Source organism: Comamonas trifloxystrobinivorans, assembly GCF_043359985.1.
Lineage (GTDB): Bacteria > Pseudomonadota > Gammaproteobacteria > Burkholderiales > Burkholderiaceae_C > Comamonas > Comamonas trifloxystrobinivorans.
On record NZ_JBHZGV010000023.1, the window covers coordinates 21593 to 40274 of the forward strand.

The window sequence follows — 18682 nt, forward strand, 5'->3', positions numbered from 1 at the left end:
GCCACCCCAGGGCGGCAGCACCGCCGCCCGCCCCGCCGCTGGCCGCATCTCGCCAGCGGCAGCTCTCTCTCCCACACATCACACCGACACCACCATGGCCGACACAGCGCAAACGTTTCTGAATTACATCGACGGCGCCTGGGTGCCCTGCCTGCTAGGCAGCACCTTTGACAACCTCAACCCAGCCGATACCAGTGATGTGGTCGGCCGTTTCCAGGCGTCGGGCCCGGCCGATGCCGAAGCCGCTGTGCAGGCTGCACAAAAGGCGTTTGACGCCTGGCGCAAAACGCCGATTGGCAAGCGCGCCAAAATCTTGAACGACGCGGCCACTTATATCGAACAACACGCCGACCAGTTTGCGCAAGAGCTGACGCGCGAAGAAGGCAAGCAGCTGGCGCAGGCCAAGGACGAGTTCCTGCGCAGCGCACAAACCTTCCGCTTCTACGCCACCGAAGGCCAGACCTACGGCGGCGAAACCTATCCGCAAGACGACCCGAACATGCACGTGTTCAGCCACCGTGAGCCACTGGGCGTGGTGACGGTGATCTCGCCCTGGAACTTCCCCGCCTCTATCCCCGCCCGCAAGCTGGCGCCTGCGCTGATCACTGGCAACACCGTGGTGTTCAAGCCTTCGTCGGATGCGCCGCTGTCCGGCATCCGCCTGGTGGAAGCGCTGGAGAAAGCCGGCGTGCCCGCTGGCGTGGTGAACTGCGTTACCGGCCGGGCTGGCGAAGTGGGACCGGTCATCACCAACTCCAGCAATATCCGCGCTATCTCTTTCACCGGCTCCACCACTGCCGGCACGCAGATCCACCGCACCGTGCATCTGACCACGCGCCTGCAGATGGAGCTGGGCGGCAAGAACCCGCTGATCGTGATGGAAGATGCGGATCTGGACCTGGCCGTGGACCTGGCGATCAAGGGCGGCTTCTCGCTCACCGGCCAGGCCTGCACCGGCACCAGCCGCATTCTGGTGGTGCCGAGCGTCAAACAAGCCTTTACCGACAAGCTGCTGGCCCGCGTGGCCGCACTCAAGATCGGCAATGGCATGCAGCCCGGCCTGGATCTGGGCCCGCTGGCCACCGAAAAGCAGCTGCAGACCGTGCTCAAGTACATCGCCATCGGCAAAAGCGAAGCGCGCCTGCTGTGCGGCGGCGAACGCCTGACGGGCACCGAGTTTGACAAGGGCTACTACGTCTCGCCCGCGGTGTTTACCGACGTGAAGAACAGCATGCGCATTGCGCAGGAAGAGATTTTCGGCCCGGTGCTGGCGATCATTGAAGTGGCTGATTTCAACGACGCCATCGCCACTGCCAACGACACCGAATACGGCCTCTCGGCCTCCATCGTCACCAACAACCCGCGCTACATGCACGTGTTCACCAACGAGATCCAGTCGGGCACCGTCAAGATCAACCGCACGACCACCGGCAACCTGGTGAACGCGCCCTTTGGCGGCCTGAAAAACTCCAGCACCTCCACCTTCCGCGAATCGGGCCGGGCCGGGCTGGAATTTTTCACCCAACTCAAGACCGTGTACCGCGGCGTCTGAGCCCTCACAACCATCAGGAAAACACCATGAAAACCGCATTGAAACTCGAAGCCGCCGAAGCCCGTCTGATGGCCCGTGCCGCCCTGGCCAAGGCCCAGGAGATTGGCGTGCCAGAAACCGTCTGCATCACCGACGAAGGCGGCTTCCCGCTGGTGCTCGAGCGCATGGATGGCGCCCGCGTCACCGGCCCGCAAATCGCCTGGAACAAGGCCTTCACCGCCGCCGGCCACAAGCGCAGCACGCATTTGTTCAACACCGCGCCCAACGGCCCCGCGCTGCCCGGCAACGAAGCCTTTGGCATCCAGTGGAGCTTTGAGGGCAAGTTTGCGGTCTTCGTGGGCGGCTACCCCATCGTCGTCAATGGCGAGGTGATTGGCGGCGTGGGCCTCTCGGGCGGCAATGGCGAGCAAGACACCGCCTGCGGCGTGGCCGCGCTGCAAGCGCTGGCCGACCACCTGGGCGCCAGCGCCTCGGTGGTGGTGCAGGCAGATATCAAAAAGTGAGCGTTTGGCGCGCACCCCGTGCGCGCCAGCGCTGTCTTGATTAAAAATTGAGCACGAGAGGTTGGTGATGAACTACCGCGTACTGTGGCTGCAAACGCAGCAATCGTTTGAGGTGGGCGCCGACGAATCGGTGCTCGATGCCGCCACGCGCCAAGGCGTGGACCTGCCGCACGACTGCACTTTTGGCGGCTGCGGCACCTGCCGCATGAAGGTGGAAGAGGGCAGCTTTGCCTATGCCGACGGCGAGCTGCCGCTGGCCATGAGCGACGAAGAGCATGCCGAAGGCTATGCGCTGGCCTGCCAGGCGCGCGCGCAGTCTGATCTGGTGATCAGCGTGGAAAGCGGGCCGGCTTGCTCCGCGCCCACGCAGCTGCGTGCCACGGTGGCTGAAATCCGCCTGCACACGCCCGATATTTACCATCTGGCTCTGGATCTGCCGAGCGACCATGGCGTGCAATACGCGCCTGGCCAGTACCTCAACATCTGCCTGCCCGGTGGCGAGCACCGCAGTTTCTCCATGTCCAGCCCGCAGCAAGGCAACCGCGTCACGCTGCAAATCCGCAAGATTGCCGGTGGTCGTTTCACCGAGCAGATGCTGGCCCGCACCCAGCCCGGCGACGTGCTGGATGTGGAGCTGCCGCACGGCACGTTCTACTACCACGCCAAGGATTACCAGCCCATGGTGTTTGCGGCTACCGGCACGGGTTTTGCACCTATCAAGGCGATTCTCGAATCGCTGCTGGACGACGAGGACTGTCCGCCGATCCACTTTTACTGGGGCATGCGCAGCGAGGCCGATCTTTATTTGTTGGACGAAATCGCCGCCTGGGCCGGGCGCCTGTACGAGTTCACTTTTGTGCCCGTGCTCTCGCGCGCCTCGGACAGCTGGGCTGGCCGTCGCGGCTACGTGCAGCATGCCATCGCCGAAGACTTTGGCGATTTGTCCGAGCACTCGGTCTACCTGTGCGGATCGCCCTCTATGATCCAGGAAGCCAAGGCGCTGCTGGCCCTGTCGGGCGCGGCGCTGGACAAGATATACAGCGACAGCTTCGTCTTCCAGAACGAAGCGGCCGCAGTGGCAGAACTCAACGAGGAATAAAAACCATGGATTTGGGATTGAGCGGCAAATCCGCCCTGGTATGGGGCGGCAGCAAGGGCATGGGCTATGCGGCGGCGCGTCAGCTGGCGCTGGAAGGCGCCGATGTGGTGATTGCGGCCCGTACCGAGGCCACTTTGCAAAGCGCAGCGCAGGCGCTGTCGGCCGAATGTGGCCGCGCCGTGCGCTATGTGGTGGCCGACATCACCAAAAAAGCCGGGCGCGAAGCGGCCATGGCTGCCTGCCCGCAACCCGACATTCTGGTGAACAACTCCGACGGCTACCCGCCCGGCGACTTCCGCGAATGGACGGACGAGACCTGGCACGAAGCGCTGGACATGATGATGGTCGGCCCCATCGACATGATCCGCCGCGTGGTCGACGGCATGCAAGAGCGCGGTTACGGCCGCATCATCAACATCGTCTCGCGCAGCGTGAAGGTGGCGCATGCCGAGCTGGGCCTGTCGAACGGCGCACGCTCCGGCCTGGTGGGCTTTGTGGCCGGCCTGGCACGCCAGACGGTGCGCCACAACGTCACCATCAACAACGTGCTGCCCGGCGCTTTCGATACCGATGCGCAAACCCGCCACATCGACAAGCTGGCCAAGCAAAGCGGCAAGCCGGTGGCCGAGATCCGCAAGGCCCGCGAAGCCGGCAACCCCGCCGGCCGCTTTGGCAAGCCCGAAGAAGTGGGCGCGCTGATCGCCTATCTGGCATCGGCCCATACCGGCTATGTCACCGGCCAGAGCTGGCTGATCGACGGCGGCGAGTACCCGGGCACCTATTGATACCGGATACCGTGCGCAGCAAAGCGCGGCGTGCGGGCGGCGCGCAGCGAGCGAGGCTGAAACCCTTGCTTGCCGTCGGCCCCCGCCAACCGTGTTGCCGGGTGATTCGTTATACTTGCAGACCGGCCTTGGGTGTTCCAAGGCGTTTTGCTTTTTACCGGTGCAGCCGCTGTTGGCGGGTCTGCACTTTTTTCTGCGCAAGCCCTGTTTATGACCGAACCGACCACCAACACCTCTTCTGATGCTTCCGCGCCAGCGCCAGCTGCTGCAGCGCCCGCAGCCGGCGGCGGTGCGCGTCAGCACCAGGGACAACGCAAGCAGGAGCGCCGCGAGCCGCGAGCCGAGCGCCCGGCTGGCGCCAAGCCGCTGCTGAACTCGGCCATGGCCGACGCCCTGCGCGCCGCCACCAAGGGCCACGCGCTCGAAGTGCCCGAGGCACCGGCTGCAGCCGAAGCGGCAGAATCCGCTGAGCGCCCAGCCCGCGCCGAGCGTGCCGAACGCCCCGCTGGTGATCGCCCTGCACGCAATAACAACAACGGCCCCCGCCGCAGCAACAAGCCCGGCAACGGCGCACGCCGCGAAGGTGGCCAAGGCCCGCGTGGCCCCCGCCGCGAGGCCGCACCGGCTGCGCCCAAGGCACCTCCCCGCCCACGCCACCCGGTGGTGGAAAAGCTGGCCGGCATGTACCCCGCGCTGTTTGGTGATCAGCCGCTGCCGCTCAAGCGCGGCATCTTCCAAGATCTGATGGCTGCCCACCCCGAAGCTTTCGAGAAGAACGAGCTGAAGGTGGCTCTGGGCTTGCACACGCGCTCCACCCGCTACCTGAACGCGGTCGCCATGGGCGAGCCGCGCCACGATCTGCAAGGCAATGTGGTCGAAGCCATGGCGCCCGAGCACGTGTTCCACGCGCTGGTCGAGGCCTTCCGCCGCCGCAAGCCGCGTGAGGGCGAAGACCTGCAGGTCAAGCTGCGCCGCCGCATGGGCATGGCCTACATCGCCTCGAACCTGACGCGCGACGCCTTCCTGGAGCGCGTGCAGGTCAAGGACGAAGCCACGCAAGCCTTGTTGGCTGCCGCCATGCAAGAAGTGGCCGAGTTCGACGCCAAGGCTGAAGCCCTGGCCACCGCCCACGCCGCCAGCGGCAAGAGCGTGGCCGAGTTTGCCGAGATGTACGGCATGCACCCGGCCGCTGCCGAGCGCCACCTGCAACGCGCAGCCCAGCTGAAGGCGATTGCCGCAGCACCGGCTGCCGCAGCTCCCGCGCCTGCACCAGCCGCTGAAGCGGATGCGGCAGACGACAGCGCTGCTCCCGCCGCCGAGTAAAACCCTGAACGCAAAATTGATAGCTGCCAGCGCTGGTTGAACCAGCCCTGGCGGTTGTTTTTTATGGGCCAGCTTGCTGGCACCGGCCGGGCTGTTTACACTGGCAGCCTGCATCGGTGATGGGCCTATCCAAAGCCAGTATCACCAGCAAGAGGAGAGCCGCATGTCCACCCCACAAAAAACCCGCCGCTGGCTGCGCAAGTTCTGGGGCGCAGTGTGCGTGATCGCTGGCCTGGCCAGCATTGCAGCAGGGCTGGAATCGGCGCTGCTGGAGTAAGGCGGCGCATTTGCAGCGCGTAGTCAGCGGGCGGCCAGCGCCTGCTCAATAGCTTTTTGTAACTTGGCCGGCTTGGTCGTAGGCGCAAAGCGCTGTACCGTCTGGCCGTCGCGCCCTACCAGAAACTTGGTGAAGTTCCACAAAATGCGCCCGCCCAACAGGCCGGGCGCTTGTGCTTTGAGCCAGGCAAACAGCGCATCGGTGTGCGGGCCGTTCACATCGATCTTGGCCAGGCTGGGGAAACTGGTCTGGTAGCGCAGCTCGCAAAACTGCGCAATCTCGGCATTGCTGCCCGGTGCCTGCGCGCCAAACTGGTTGCAGGGCAAGCCCAGCACCTGCAAGCCTTGCGGGCCGTATTGCTGCTGCAACTGCTCCAGCCCCGCCAACTGCGGTGTAAAGCCGCAGGCCGTGGCGGTGTTGACGATCAGCAGCACCTGGCCGGCGTAGCGCGACAGCGGCACCGGTTGCGCGTTGGCGTCGTGGAGAACAAAGTCTTGGATGCGGTGGGTGTTGCTGGCCATGGGCGCATATTACGGCAGCTTGGATTCAATGGCTGCGATCAGCGATGCCGACAGCACCAGCGCGCCGCCCAGCAGCAAGCGGCCCGACAGCACCGTGCCTTCGATCAGCACGTTCGAGGCGCTAGCAAACACCACCTCGGACAGCATCACCACCGCCGCCGTGGTAGCGGCCAGGCGCGATGCGCCGTATTGCAGTGTCCAGTTGCTCAGCATGATCAGCACGGCCACCACCAGCACCATCAGCGGCCAGCCCCATTGCAGCGGCGGCAGCGCGCCGATGCTGCCTACGGCCATGCCCAGCGCTGTCATCAGCGTGCCAGCCACCAGGCCGCCAAAGAACATGGCGAGCATGCGCGCCTCGCCGGGCACGCGGTATTGGCTGCGCAGTACGACATTGGTGCCGGCAAAGGTAAAGCCGCCCACAATGGCCAGCGCATCGGGCAGCGAGAGGTTGGCGGTCAAGCTGGCCCAGCTGGCGCCGGGCGGAATCATCACGATCAACACGCCGCTGAAGGCCAGCACCAGGCGCAGGATGGAATATTTGTTCGGCTTTTCGCCCAGAAAATACCAGGCCAGCAGCACCGACCAGGCGGGCATCAGATAAAACAGCAGCACCACGCGTACCACATCTCCGGTGGTGGCGGCCCAGTTGAACAGCACATTGGTGGTGCCCGAGGTGAAGGCCAGCAGGGCCAGCATCGGGTGATGGCGCGCTATTTTGGCGGCGTGGGGTTTGAGCAGCAGCAGGCCGCCAAACAAAATCAGGTAAACCAGCGCCGTGCCCAGCACCGGGTGCACGCCCAGCGCCTGCAATTGGCGGAAAGGCCACCAGATCGTGCCCCAGATCAGGGCATTGCTCATGAGGGCGAGAAAAGGCAGCGCAGCTTGCATGAAAACGGTGCTAGCGCCCGTCCATCAAGCGCAATCAGCTATCAATTTTGTAGATTTTGGAGGCCCGCCAGCGTCATCAGTGGCAGTTGTCGTTGCGGGCAATGTCCAGCAAGCGCTCCACCTCGGCACTGTGGTGCTTGCAATTATGCCGGTGCCACAAGCCGATGCACCACATGATGCCGGCCACCAGCAGGCCAAAGCAGGTGATGGCGCCATAGGCCGACAGGCCGAGCTTGGTGAACAGGCTGTAGAGCACGCCTAGCGCCAGAATGCAGGCTTGCTCGTTGAAGTTCTGCACTGCAATGCTGCGGCCGGCGCCCATCAGGTTGTGGCCGCGGTGTTGCAGCAAGGCGTTCATGGGCACCACCAAAAAACCGCCCAGGCCGCCGAGCACAATCAAAAACGGAACGGCCAGCCAGATGCTGTCGATAAAGTTCATGCACACCACCAGCAGGCCCATGGCAATGCCCAGCGGAATGACCTTGGTGGCGCCGTCCAGCTTCATGCGTACCGAGGCCAAAATGGCGCCCACGGCCGTGCCAATGGCCACCACGCCCACCAGGGCAGAAGCCTTGGTGGTGCTGTAACCCAGCGCCACCGCGCTCCAAGCCAGCACGATGTAGCGCAAGTTACCCGACACGCCCCAGAACAAGGTGGTGGTGGCCAGCGAGATCTGGCCCAGCTTGTCTTGCCACAGGCGGCGGTTGCAGCGCCAGAAATCGGGCAGCAGATCGAGCACATTGGCGAACATGCTGCGCGACGGGTCTTGGCGCAGCGGCACCAGCTCGGTATTGGTGCGCGGAATGCGGGTGTTGAACCAGGCGGCCACCGCGTACAGCACGCCAATCACGCAGATGGCCGCTTCAGACGGGGTGTCGATAGGCGTGTCGATGAGCGGCAGATCAAACGACAACAGCCAGCCCGAGACATTGGCGCCCACCAGTTGGCCGCCCAGCAGCACACCCAGGATGATGGAGGTGATCGTCAGCCCCTCGATCCAGCCATTGGCGCGCACCAGCTGGCTCGGCGGCAGCAACTCGGTCAGGATGCCGTACTTGGCTGGCGAGTAAGCGGCAGCTCCCAGGCCCACCACCGCATAGGCCAGCAGCGGGTGGTGGCCAAACAGCATCAGCAGGCAGCCAATCACCTTGATGGCGTTACTGATGAACATGACCTGGCCCTTGGGGTAGGCGTCGGCAAAAGCGCCCACAAAGGGCGCCAACACCACATAAAACAGGGCAAACATGGGCACCAGGGCTGCCCGTTGCCATTCGGCCGCGCCGGAGTTGATCAGCAGATCAACCGCCGCCACGAACAGGGCATTGTCGGCCAGCGAGCTGAAAAACTGCGCCGACATGATGGTGTAGAAACCGCGCTTCATTCGATAGATGTATCAGTAGCGCTAATGGCGCAAGAAATAGGTAACCTGCGGGTAGGGAGTCGAGGTTATAGCACGCAGGCTGGGCGGGAGAGTGCCAGAATGCCAGGGGTTTTCATCATCTTGTTGTGAGTATCTGCCATGCCGCGTCCCATTCTAGCCACCATTCATACCGCTGCCGTGCAACAAAACCTGGCACGCGCCCGGCAGGCGGCACACGACGCAAAATTATGGTGCGTGGTGAAAGCAAACGCTTACGGCCATGGTATTGAACATGTGTTTGAAGGCATGCGCGCCGCCGACGGCTTTGCGCTGCTGGAGCTGTCTGAGGCCGAGCGTATTCGCAACCTGGGCTGGCGCGGCCCGATCCTGCTGCTCGAAGGCGTGTTTGACGCCCGCGATCTGGAGCTGTGCTCGCGCCTGAACATCTGGCACGCCGTGCACTGCGATCAGCAGATTGATTGGCTGGCAGCGCACAAAACCCAGCAGCCGCACCGCGTCTTCCTCAAAATGAACTCGGGCATGAACCGCCTGGGCTTCACGCCTGACCGCTACCGCTCGGCCTGGGCACGCCTGAACGCGCTCACCCAAGTGGACGAAATCTCGTTCATGACCCACTTCAGCGACGCCGACACCGCCAAAGGCATTGGCGCCCAACTGGCCGTGTTTGACGAAACTACGCGCGACCTGCCCGGCGAGCGCTGCATCTGCAACAGCGCCGCCATGCTGCGCAACCCCGACATGCCCGCCAACGAGCGCGGCGACTGGGTACGCGGCGGCATTCTGCTCTACGGCAGCGCCCCCGATTACCCCGAGAAAACCGCCGACGACTGGGGCCTGCAGCCCACCATGACCTTGTCCACCAAGGTCATCGGCACGCAAACCCTGAAGCCGGGCGACACCGTGGGCTACGGCTCCAAATTCACCGCCGACAAACCCATGCGCATTGGCGTGGTGGCCTGCGGCTACGCCGACGGCTACCCGCGCCACTGCGGCACCGGCACGCCCGTGCTGGTCAACGGCCAGCGCTCGCGCCTGATTGGCCGCGTCAGCATGGACATGATCACGGTCGACCTTACCGACATTCCCGAAGCTGGTTTTGGCAGCGAAGTCACCATGTGGGGGCGAGCCTCGAACGGTGCCGTGCTGTCCATTGACGAAGTGGCGCAGGCGGCGGGCACGGTTGGGTATGAGCTGATGTGTGCGGTGGCGCCGCGGGTGCCGGTAGTGACGGATAGCCACTGACGTGAGGGCGGTGTTGCCAGCTCTGAGCGGGCTGGTGGCGCCTTCATTCAGGCCGGTTTTGTTCACTGGCGTTGTGCTGTTTGCTGGTACCGCTCCACCGCTGGGTTTAGGGCGGAGGCTGAGGCTGGTACGGCCTTTGCGTGAGCATGTGGTTCGCATTAGGGCGCTTCACTTAGCAGCCCCTCACTCTTGAGCGGGCATCAGAGCGCCGGCCTGCGTTGGTCGCGCTCCTCTCCATCCCGTCTGTTGCTGGCATCGCGCCATGTACACGATAAAAAATTGTTGTATGTTGCAACCTATTGGTTGTAATATGCAACCTTTATCGCCCTGGAGCCCCACATGACCTCCTCCCATTCCGAAGTGGAATCTATCCGAGCAGCTTCTCGCATGATGGTGAGGGAGCTGGGTTTCATGCAGCCCACCTTGGCTGCTACCAACTATTCGGCCTCTGCGGTGCATGCGCTGCTGGAGATTGATGCCCACGAAAACATCGCTTCGGCACAGCTGGTGCAACTGCTGGGGCTGGAGAAGTCCAGCGTGAGCCGAATGCTGGCAAAACTGATTGCAGCGGGCGAGCTCACCGAAGAAGCCCACAGCACAGATGCTCGTATCAAACAGCTGCGGCTGACGGACCAAGGGCGCAAAACGGTGGCGCACATCCATGCATATGGCCAAATGCAGGTGAAAAGCGCGTTTGAGCACTTGAACCGCTCGCAGCAACAAGCGGTTGCACAAGGGCTCAGCGCTTATGCCGAGGCGCTCAAGGCCCATCGTCTACAAGCCGACGGCTCGCGGCCAGCAAGCGCTGTCACCGTGGTCACGGGTTACCGGCCAGGCATGGTGGGCCGTATTGCCGAAATGCACGCGGCTTTCTATTCAGCACATTCAGGCTTTGGGCAGTACTTTGAGAGCCGGGTAGCTAGCGGGGTGGCAGAGTTTGCCGGGCGGCTCCATGAACCCTGCAACCGGGTGTGGTTGGCCACGCTCAATGATCGAATCGTTGGCTCGCTCGCCATCGATGGGCAAGACCTGGGTGACAACAAGGCCCACCTGCGCTGGTTCATTTTGGATGACGGCTGCAGAGGCAGTGGCGTGGGCAGGCACATCATGGCCGAAGCCATGGCCTTTTGCGATATTCGCGGGTTCGCAGAAATCCATCTCTGGACTTTCAAGGGCCTGCATGCGGCGCGCAAACTCTACGAATCCTTTGGTTTTGTGCTGACGCATGAAGAACCGGGAAAGCAGTGGGGCAGCACGGTCACCGAGCAGCAGTTTGTGCGCTTGTGCAAGCCTGCTTGACAATGGCTCACAGCGCAATGGCAGAGGTGTAGGCTTTGTGGATGCCTGCAGCGGCCAGCCGTTCCTCGCCGTTGCAAGCGCAGCTGTTCTCAGGTTTGAGCTTGGCTGGGTTGAGCCTCTGGATTCGGCTCACGAAGCTGCAGCTTTTTGAGTGGCTGCTTTCGCAACCCGGAGCGGACATGGTGGGCGGAACACAGGCTTAGCGAAGAGGCGTCAGCGCAATTTGAGCGGCGCCCATGGCAACGAGATCTTCCAACTCGTGAACCGTCCGTATTTCGCACTCCGCCAGCATGCTTGGGATCGCCGAGGCTTTGATTTGGGTTTGCGCCTCTTCCCAATACCCAACAAGCTTGAGGGTGCCACCGCCGACCGAGAGACGATGGGGGTTCAGTAGATTGATGACTCCCCCAAGTGCACGCCCAAGCGCGCGTCCACCTTCTGCAATCACCTCCAAGGCCGCCCGATGGCCCTGCTGGCTTAACAGCGCCAGCTGGCTTCCGTCAACGTCAAGTCGATTAGCCATGTAGCGTCCTCCGGCAACATCGTCGAGCCTGCTCCACTGCGAGCCAGAGGTCTGCACCGGCCAATAGCCAAGTTCGCCAGCCCAGCCACCTGCGCCGCGCAACACTTTGCCGTCGATCATGAGACCACAACCAATGGCCGTACCCACCATGACAGTGACGGCTGTCTTGTCACCCGCCAGGTCAATAACAGTCGCGTGCAGTGCTGCATTCGCATCGTTTGCCAAGGAAACTTTGCTGACTTTGGGGCTGAGCAGAGTATCGGCTTTCCACCCAAGCAATTTTGGCAAGACATCACAGGCGACCACAGAACCATTTTCGACAACGCCAGGTACAGCTATGCCAATCACACCATCTGCCTTGACGTACCGCCCAATAAAATTCTTCAAAATATCCGTTAAATCAGCAGCGCCGAAATCGGGCCCGGTTTCGAATCGCTGGGTGTGATCTCGATACCTCAGCAGCAGCTTGGTCCCACCAAGATCAACCCCTACGGCGGACTGAAAGACCTCATTCACCATGTTTTACCTCCGTAGCGCAGTGTGCGCTTCTGGCCGATAACAGCCCTTGCGTACATGAGCCCAGTAAAAACTTGGCTCCGTGTATACCTGGCGCCAAGCACAAAGTCACACGCTGAGACCGTTGAAGGATCTAGCGTAATGCCGTCAAGTTTGAGCTGCCACTGCCATGTGTTGTTTGCAATGACACGATAGAAATCTTCGGGGCGTTTAGCTCGCAATGCAGCCCGGAATTCGAAATTTTGCTGCACGGTATCGAGGTCTGCCATTGACCCAAAACAGCCCATCACGTGATCGCGCGGCCTACAGTCAAAAGCTGCACTTGATCCTGTCTCAACCAATGGGGAAACCATGGCAAGCATCACCGTCAGCCGGCATCTCTTCACATTCACCACTGCCTTGGGAATCAGCCTGTTCTCGTCGGCGGGTTGGGCGGCGCGCGACTTTACGCCGCAATCAGGCACCTGGGTTATCAGTGCAGAGCTCAATGGCCAACCGGGGCGAGGCCTGGGCATCGACGTGCAAGGCAATACTTTTGCCATGCAGATGTTTGGCTACGAGAAAAATGGCGATGCCACTTTCTACACCGCAGTGGGCCAAATGCAAGGCAACACAGTCTCCGCGCCGCTGGTGCGCTACACAGGCGGGCGCAGTTTTGGCAGCGAGCCGCGCGATGCCCAGGAAGACAAGGTGCTGGGCGATGTGAAGCTCAGCTTTAGCAACGGGCTTCAAGGCACGCTGCAACTGCCTGGCGAGCCAGAGGTGGCGATTGAGCGCTATGTTTTTACCGGCCGTGATTCGCCGTACTACCAGTCTGAACGGTGGATGCGAGCCAAGCGATACGCTGTTTGGCTTGCGTTGAACGAACAAGGCCAGGTGGTAGCAGACTGGAAAGCAGAGCTGCAATGGGGTTTGCAAGACCCCATGCCTCTGATACTGCGCAAAGGCGCACTTACCAATACATTGGAGTGCACACGCCCGGCGCACAAAGAGACTATCCGCTGCGAAGCGGTTGATGCAACGCAGGCCCCTTCGGTGCAGGCGGCAGAGTTCCGTATGGTGGGCTCGCAAACTGCCGGGAGCATCAGTTTGCGAGAGGGCGCTGTTGCGCCGTTGCTTTTGCAGGGGGTGAATACACGGACGGATTTTCCCTACCGCGGTGCGATCCAGACCGGATGTTGCATTAACGGGCTGGAGTCTTTCAGTTCCAATTTTCCGGGGGTCTACTATGGCAGCTCGCCGGTGTACATGCCGAGCAATGGCGTATGGATCGTGCAAGACGAACTGACTGGCAAACCCGGCCGAGGTATCAGCCTGGACGCCCAGGGAGATCTGTTGACCATGCAGGTGTTTGCCTACCAAGCCAATGGGCAGCCCACGTTTTTTATGGGTGTCGGGGGCTATCAGCAGGAGAGTGAAAGGAGTTACACCAGTACAGCGACCTTGGTATTGAACCAATATAAGGGCGGCCGAAGTGTAGGTGGTGCTCCGGCTATCGCCGAACTGGCTCAAAGTGCGGGCGAGGTGCGCGTCAGCGTACTGGGGGGATTTGACCGCTCTTTAGCCTTGGCGCAGGTCCAGTTTCCAGGCGAAGCGCTTAAAACCATGCAGCGTTTGCCAATGGAGCTGCCGCAAAGCACCGCGGAAAAGCTTTTCGGCGAATGGTATTTCTCGTGGTTTCAGGCCAATGGAATGCCCATCACGACCACCCTCAACCGCATGGACGGCGATATGGCGGCCAATGAAGACGGTTCGGTGAAGTGCCGCTACTCCGCAGAGGCAGGGGAGTTTAATTGTTTGCGGAGTACATCTCCATCCAACACATCCCGCTTTAAATCTCCGGACGATTTTTTCTTGTCATCCGACTATTTTCGAGTACGAGACCGCCATGGCAATTGGATGGGCCTGGGAAATATTCCACTCGACTGACATGCAAGCGGGATTCTGACCACTTGCTGGTGTTGCTGTTTTTTCCACTGCAGGCCTAACGCAAGCACTTAAAAAAGCTGCTCAGGCAAAGAGCAACACGTACACAAACTGTTCTTAATTCAACCCGGTTTACAAGAAAATGCCAGTACGAGTATATGGATTCATTGAAGGTTACACTGACTACATTCAAGATGATCACAACCTTGAGCAAATTAGGCAACTTCCTTCAACAGGCGTTTACCTTCCCAATTACCTCTTTTCTCTTGTTCCTTACTGCAGGCATGCGTACTACGGCAGCCACATCCATTTTGCAGCAGGTTACAAAGAATTCTATACCTTGGAACGAGAATGGATTGAAGAGTTTGAGCTCCTACTTTCCAAGCTCTATTGGAGCAGCGCGGAGGCGATGCTGACATGGTCTCAAGAGCGCTATATCTGGGATTCCGATTACTCCTCAAGTATGCCTACGAACGTAACAAACCAAATTGTTAAGCGCAGAAAACTTGAAAGCGCATGGGAGTTGAAAGAGGTTCCATGGAATTCATGAGGTTTTGCCTCGGCGGCTTTACTGTGGCCTCGCTGCGGCTTGTCCGTTCCTGGTCGATAACAGTCCTCGCTCTATCGTCGGAGTCAAGGCGCTGTCCGAAGGGCGGCCAGACCGCGTGCTGCCGATGTTGTCGATGGCGATTCTTCAAGCCCGGGTGGCAGCCGAGCAGTTTGACGACGCCGTTCCACTTGCGATCATCGTGGTGCCGGAAGCATCGTTGTCTCTGACAAATCACGTCGATCAGTTTGCCCAGCAGTTTGCGAAAGATGTTCCCGTGGGCGTCGTCTCGGGGCGTGGCGAGAAGTATTTCAGTGATGCCGCACTCCAGCAGTTGAACCAATTGCCTGAAGAGGCCAGCCGCGTGACGGCCAGCCGCCCGCCGCAGGCCATCAATCTTTTCTCGGACCTCAACCAGTGCATGCTGAAGCTCCTCTTGGCATGCGAACTGCCCGAAGCTCTGTTGAACGCCCCAAGGAGAGAGTTCAAAAGCGACTCAGAGCTGGCGGAGTGCGCGCAGGCTTCCGCCATGAGCGCATCCCAATTTCTGCAACAACCGCGCAGTGAGGGGTTCCTGAGCGAGTCTTGTGCGGACCTGAAGCTGGTGCGTCGCGAAGAGCTGTTCCGCCGCTGGAGTGCTGCCGCAATGCGCCCCTGTCCATAGATCCCGTGCCGCTTTCTGCTGCGGATTCCTGCCACTCAACAAATTCAAGCCCTGCTGGGCAAGCACCCTCAAGATGCCTGCCTCGGGCTGTTTGCAGCTGCGGATGCGCTGGACATTGGAAACGTCAGTGGCGTCCCGCCCCATGTCTATGTGCCCAGGCTGCCCAAGCCAGGCTCCAGAGACTGGCCGGGGCTGATGGCATCGCCCGCAGAGCAGCCAGACTTCATACTCCGGCAAGCACCTTTTCCACTGTCCACTTTCCGGGGCGCGGTCAACCGCAACAGGCTCCTGGTGGCAGACATTCTCCAGGTGCGGCTGGACGTCATGCACCACCCGACAAGGGGCGCAGAACAAGCTGACTTGATTTACAAAAAGTACCTCCAGCCACTCGTTGGCCACTGAAGCTGATGCATGACTGGGAGCATTTTGCAAAACTGGTCCAGGCCATTGCCCGCCGGCGTCAACGACTGGTTTTCATTGGCGGTTGGAGCCATCGCCTCCATCGGCTGCACCCCAGCAGATCGCTACCTGTCACCCGAGCCGATCCGATTTAGGAGTCTGCTTGTATCTCGTGCAATATCTTGAGAGCCAGAGCCCCATAGCCTGCACCGATACCAGGATTTCTCGTGCTCATATTTTGTTGGCCCGTTATGTCTCGCCATCTCAGGACAGAGTGAATCAATACGTGGTCACGGTCAGTTTCAATTTCAAATTGAATGAATCGCCCCTCGCTTGTCAGCAGGGTCCCAACAAGCTCTGGCGAGCCTGGCTCGTCAATTCCGAGGTCCAAGATGATGGCATTCTTGCAGTCAACATTCCTGCTTGTGGCGCAACTGACGAGCGCTGCAGGCAAGGGGTTCAATCTCCAGTAGCTGACGGAAAGACGAATCATGTCTTCAGTGGCTTGGTTTTGCTGTTGGACATTTTTCTGCTTCATGTCGTGCTCGCTTAGAACCGAACAGTGTGTACATGCTGGACATCATGCAGATGTAGCGGTTGAGGCGGTCGCTACTGGCCGACTCCAGTCCTTGCTCAGGTGATCCAAGTCAAGGCTTGGCCCTCTGTTTCATAGCACCTGCCAAGTGTCGACAAAGGCCTCCCGCAGCGCCGCTGCGATGGCAAACGTTCCTGGCGGCTCCCGTCCCTACAACCCCAACCCTCCTAAAGCGTTAAAAAAACCAGCCGCCCAACCCACAGGCCAGCCGGCAGCCCATGCTCGGCCATACCCATCGGCACAACGCAGGTTTTCCATGCGGCAGTGCAACATAAAAAACATTACCGTACATTTGTGTACGTTTAGTGTTTTCAATCTTTCTGCCTCAACTTCTATGACCACCCGCGAACGCCAACCTCGCAGCGATGCGCTGGCCCACCGCAGCCAGCTGCTCGAAGCGGCTCTGCATGTGTTTACCGAGCAGGGCGTAACGGTGGCGCTGGATGTGGTGGCCGAGCGCGCTGGCGTCAGCCGCACCACGCTCTACCGCAACTTTGCCGACCGCTCCGAGCTGCTGCGGGCCTTGCTTTGGCACATTCTTGATCGGCTCGACGCCAAGGCCCAGCGCTTGCAAGCGAGCGAGGGCGATGGTGCGCTGTTCGAGTTTTTGCGCCTGTGGGCGCGCGAATCGGTGTTGACCGTGCCGCTGACCGATTACTGGCGCTCGCTGCCGCAAGACGATCCGCTGGTGCTCGATCTGCGTAAACGCCTGCTCGGCGTGGTGGAGCCGCTGCTGCAGCGGGCCATGCAAGCCGGCTTATGCCGTACCGATTTGCAGGTGATGGATTTGCTGCTGATCGTGGGCATGTTCAGCGCTGCCCGCCGGGGCCGCAGCACCGAAGAGCGCCTGGCGCTGAGTGAGCGCGCCTGGCGCCTGATCACCGAAGGGCTGCGGCCGCAAGCCGCTGCCGGGGCTGGTGCCGGAGTGTGAGCATGCAGCTGCGTTACGTAGAAACACCGCCCGATTGGGAAGAGCACGAACGCCCCAAAATGCCGGGCTCGCCAGCGCGGCTGGAGCACACCCTGCTGCGCCGCTGGGCCTACGTGCTGGTGGGCATTTTTGTGGGCCTGGTGGGCGGCTTGGGCAATGGCCTGGTGACCGCCAACCTCACGGCCATCCAGGGCCAGCTGGGGCTCACGCAGGTCGAGGCCGCCTGGCTGCCCGCAGCCTATGTGATGGTGAACGTGACCGCCAACCTGCTGGTCTTCAAAAGCCGCCAGCAACTGGGCATGCGCGTGTTTGCCGAGTGGGGCCTGGGCATTTATGCCGTGCTGGCGCTGGCGCACGTGTTTGTTGAGGGCTACACCATGTCGCTGCTGGTGCGCGGCGTCAGCGGTTTTGCCGGTGCTACCACCACATCGCTGGCCGTCATGTATGTGATGCAGGGCTTTCCGGCTGCGCGCATTCCCTCGGCGCTGATTGTGGCCATGAACATGTCGCAGGTGGCCTTGCCGCTGGCCTGGGTGTTGTCGCCCGCGCTGGTCACCATCAACCCCTGGCCGCATCTTTATGCCTTTGAGGCCGGGCTGGCGCTGATCGCCTTTGCCTCGGTGGTGGTGCTCAAGCTGCCCCGGGGCATGCAGATCCATGTGTTTGAATCGCTCGATCTGCTCACCTTTGCGCTGGTGGCACCTGCGGTGGCACTGCTGTGCGCGGTGCTGGCACAGGGCGTGAACGGCTGGTGGCTCAACACGCCGTGGCTGGCCTATGCGCTGATTGCCTCCATCGTGCTTTTTACTTTGGCCGGCATTTTGGAGTACAGCCGCAGCCGGCCACTGATCCAGCTGCGCTGGCTTGCCAACCGCTGGACGCTGATGTTCATGCTGGGCGCGCTGCTGATGCGTTTGCTGATCTCCGAGCAGAACTACGGCGCCGTCGGCCTGCTGCGCGCCATGGGCATGAACCCCGAGCAGTTGCAGCCCTTGTACGGCGTGATCCTGTGCGGCATGGTGCTCGGCATAGTGGTAGGCGCTTGTACGTTCACCGAAAAAACCATTTTTCCGCAGATTCTGCTGTCGGTGGCGCTGATCTGCATTGGCGGCTACCTTGATCTGCATTCCACCAGCCAGAGCCGGCCGCACGACTTTTTCTTCAGCCAGTTTCTGGTCTCCTGCGCGGCGGCGCTGTTCATGGGGCCGCTGATGATGCTGGGCTTCAAGCAGGCCATGATGCAAGGCATGGACCACATGGTGACCTTCATCGTGGTGTTTTCTATGACGCAAAGCGTGGGCGGCCTGGTGGGCACGGCCTTGCTGGGCAGTATTCAGCAACAACGTGCGCAGGTTTATACCCAGGCCATTGCGCGCGAGCTGCCCCGCACCGACGCGCAGCTGAACCAGCGCCTGGCGCAAACCCAGAGCAGCTACAACCGCTACCTGACCGACCCGATGCTGCGCCAGGCCCAAAGCAGCGCTCAGCTGGTGCAGGTGGTCAAGCGCGAAGCGGCGGTGATGGCTTTCAACGACGTGTTCCGCGCCATTGGCGCCATGGCGCTGAGCTTTCTGGCCTGGGCTTTTTACAACTGGCTGCGCCTGCGCTTTCTGGCCTGGCGAGCGCGCCGCGCCAGCGCTAACACCAGCCCCAGCCCCAGTAGCCCGCCGGCCAGCCCGGCGGCCCGTTGAATATTCGTGTCCAAAGC

At 61.3% G+C, this 18682-nt stretch carries 17 protein-coding genes; 12 read left to right on the top strand and 5 right to left on the bottom strand.

Annotation, left to right across the window (positions count from 1 at the left end):
• Positions 1-94: 94 nt before the first annotated feature.
• The 5 genes from ACFIQF_RS21955 to ACFIQF_RS21975 all read left to right on the top strand — a co-directional run bounded on the left by ACFIQF_RS21955 (position 95) and on the right by ACFIQF_RS21975 (position 5262).
• Positions 95-1552 carry an aldehyde dehydrogenase family protein gene (locus ACFIQF_RS21955; protein WP_393945786.1) on the top strand — a complete coding sequence of 486 codons (1458 nt, stop codon included), beginning with the start codon at positions 95-97 and terminating at the stop codon, positions 1550-1552.
• Between the two features lie 26 nt (positions 1553-1578).
• Complete coding sequence (locus tag ACFIQF_RS21960; RefSeq protein WP_393945787.1) at positions 1579-2055, top strand: GlcG/HbpS family heme-binding protein; 477 nt, start codon at positions 1579-1581, stop codon at positions 2053-2055.
• Between the two features lie 67 nt (positions 2056-2122).
• Positions 2123-3154 (top strand): 2Fe-2S iron-sulfur cluster-binding protein, encoded by a 1032-nt coding sequence (locus ACFIQF_RS21965; protein ID WP_393945788.1) that lies wholly within the window; start codon positions 2123-2125, stop codon positions 3152-3154.
• Between the two features lie 5 nt (positions 3155-3159).
• Complete coding sequence (locus tag ACFIQF_RS21970) at positions 3160-3939, top strand: SDR family oxidoreductase (RefSeq protein WP_393945789.1); 780 nt, start codon at positions 3160-3162, stop codon at positions 3937-3939.
• Positions 3940-4149: 210 nt separating this feature from the next.
• The gene (locus tag ACFIQF_RS21975) at positions 4150-5262 is read left to right on the top strand and encodes a ProQ/FINO family protein (RefSeq protein ID WP_393945790.1); all 1113 of its coding nucleotides are present in this window, start codon (positions 4150-4152) and stop codon (positions 5260-5262) included.
• A gap of 300 nt (positions 5263-5562) precedes the next feature.
• On the opposite strand, the gene ACFIQF_RS21980 is transcribed toward ACFIQF_RS21975, so the two are convergent.
• The 3 genes from ACFIQF_RS21980 to lplT all read right to left on the bottom strand — a co-directional run bounded on the left by ACFIQF_RS21980 (position 5563) and on the right by lplT (position 8332).
• The gene (locus tag ACFIQF_RS21980) at positions 5563-6060 is read right to left on the bottom strand and encodes a glutathione peroxidase (protein ID WP_393945791.1); all 498 of its coding nucleotides are present in this window, start codon (positions 6058-6060) and stop codon (positions 5563-5565) included.
• A gap of 9 nt (positions 6061-6069) precedes the next feature.
• A complete protein-coding gene (locus ACFIQF_RS21985; RefSeq protein WP_393945792.1) occupies positions 6070-6951 on the bottom strand; it encodes a DMT family transporter in 882 nt (293 codons plus the stop codon).
• Positions 6952-7027: 76 nt separating this feature from the next.
• Positions 7028-8332, bottom strand: coding sequence for a lysophospholipid transporter LplT (gene lplT, locus ACFIQF_RS21990; RefSeq protein WP_393945793.1), 1305 nt, complete (start codon positions 8330-8332; stop codon positions 7028-7030).
• Between the two features lie 138 nt (positions 8333-8470).
• On the opposite strand from lplT, the gene alr reads away from it, so the two are divergent.
• Positions 8471-9574, top strand: coding sequence for an alanine racemase (alr, locus tag ACFIQF_RS21995; protein WP_393945794.1), 1104 nt, complete (start codon positions 8471-8473; stop codon positions 9572-9574).
• A gap of 339 nt (positions 9575-9913) precedes the next feature.
• On the top strand, positions 9914-10873 hold the full coding sequence (locus ACFIQF_RS22000) for a bifunctional helix-turn-helix transcriptional regulator/GNAT family N-acetyltransferase (protein ID WP_393945795.1): 960 nt from the start codon (positions 9914-9916) through the stop codon (positions 10871-10873).
• A 199-nt stretch (positions 10874-11072) separates the two neighbouring features.
• On the opposite strand, the gene ACFIQF_RS22005 is transcribed toward ACFIQF_RS22000, so the two are convergent.
• Positions 11073-11915 carry an ROK family protein gene (locus tag ACFIQF_RS22005; RefSeq protein WP_393945796.1) on the bottom strand — a complete coding sequence of 281 codons (843 nt, stop codon included), beginning with the start codon at positions 11913-11915 and terminating at the stop codon, positions 11073-11075.
• A 348-nt stretch (positions 11916-12263) separates the two neighbouring features.
• On the opposite strand from ACFIQF_RS22005, the gene ACFIQF_RS22010 reads away from it, so the two are divergent.
• The 3 genes from ACFIQF_RS22010 (at position 12264) to ACFIQF_RS22020 (ending at position 15049) form a co-directional block, all read left to right on the top strand.
• Positions 12264-13841, top strand: a complete 1578-nt coding sequence (locus ACFIQF_RS22010) for a hypothetical protein (RefSeq protein WP_393945797.1) — start codon at positions 12264-12266, stop codon at positions 13839-13841.
• A gap of 139 nt (positions 13842-13980) precedes the next feature.
• Entirely contained in the window at positions 13981-14388 is a 408-nt protein-coding gene (locus ACFIQF_RS22015; protein WP_393945798.1) for a hypothetical protein, read from the top strand.
• Positions 14389-14503: 115 nt separating this feature from the next.
• The gene (locus tag ACFIQF_RS22020; RefSeq protein WP_393945799.1) at positions 14504-15049 is read left to right on the top strand and encodes a hypothetical protein; all 546 of its coding nucleotides are present in this window, start codon (positions 14504-14506) and stop codon (positions 15047-15049) included.
• Positions 15050-15599: 550 nt separating this feature from the next.
• On the opposite strand, the gene ACFIQF_RS22025 is transcribed toward ACFIQF_RS22020, so the two are convergent.
• Complete coding sequence (locus ACFIQF_RS22025; RefSeq protein WP_393945800.1) at positions 15600-15986, bottom strand: hypothetical protein; 387 nt, start codon at positions 15984-15986, stop codon at positions 15600-15602.
• Between the two features lie 391 nt (positions 15987-16377).
• Between ACFIQF_RS22025 and ACFIQF_RS22030 the strand changes: the two genes are divergently transcribed.
• Both ACFIQF_RS22030 and ACFIQF_RS22035 read left to right on the top strand, forming a co-directional pair.
• On the top strand, positions 16378-16974 hold the full coding sequence (locus ACFIQF_RS22030) for a TetR/AcrR family transcriptional regulator (RefSeq protein WP_393945802.1): 597 nt from the start codon (positions 16378-16380) through the stop codon (positions 16972-16974).
• A gap of 2 nt (positions 16975-16976) precedes the next feature.
• Positions 16977-18665 carry an efflux MFS transporter permease gene (locus ACFIQF_RS22035; RefSeq protein WP_393945803.1) on the top strand — a complete coding sequence of 563 codons (1689 nt, stop codon included), beginning with the start codon at positions 16977-16979 and terminating at the stop codon, positions 18663-18665.
• Positions 18666-18682: the final 17 nt, after the last annotated feature.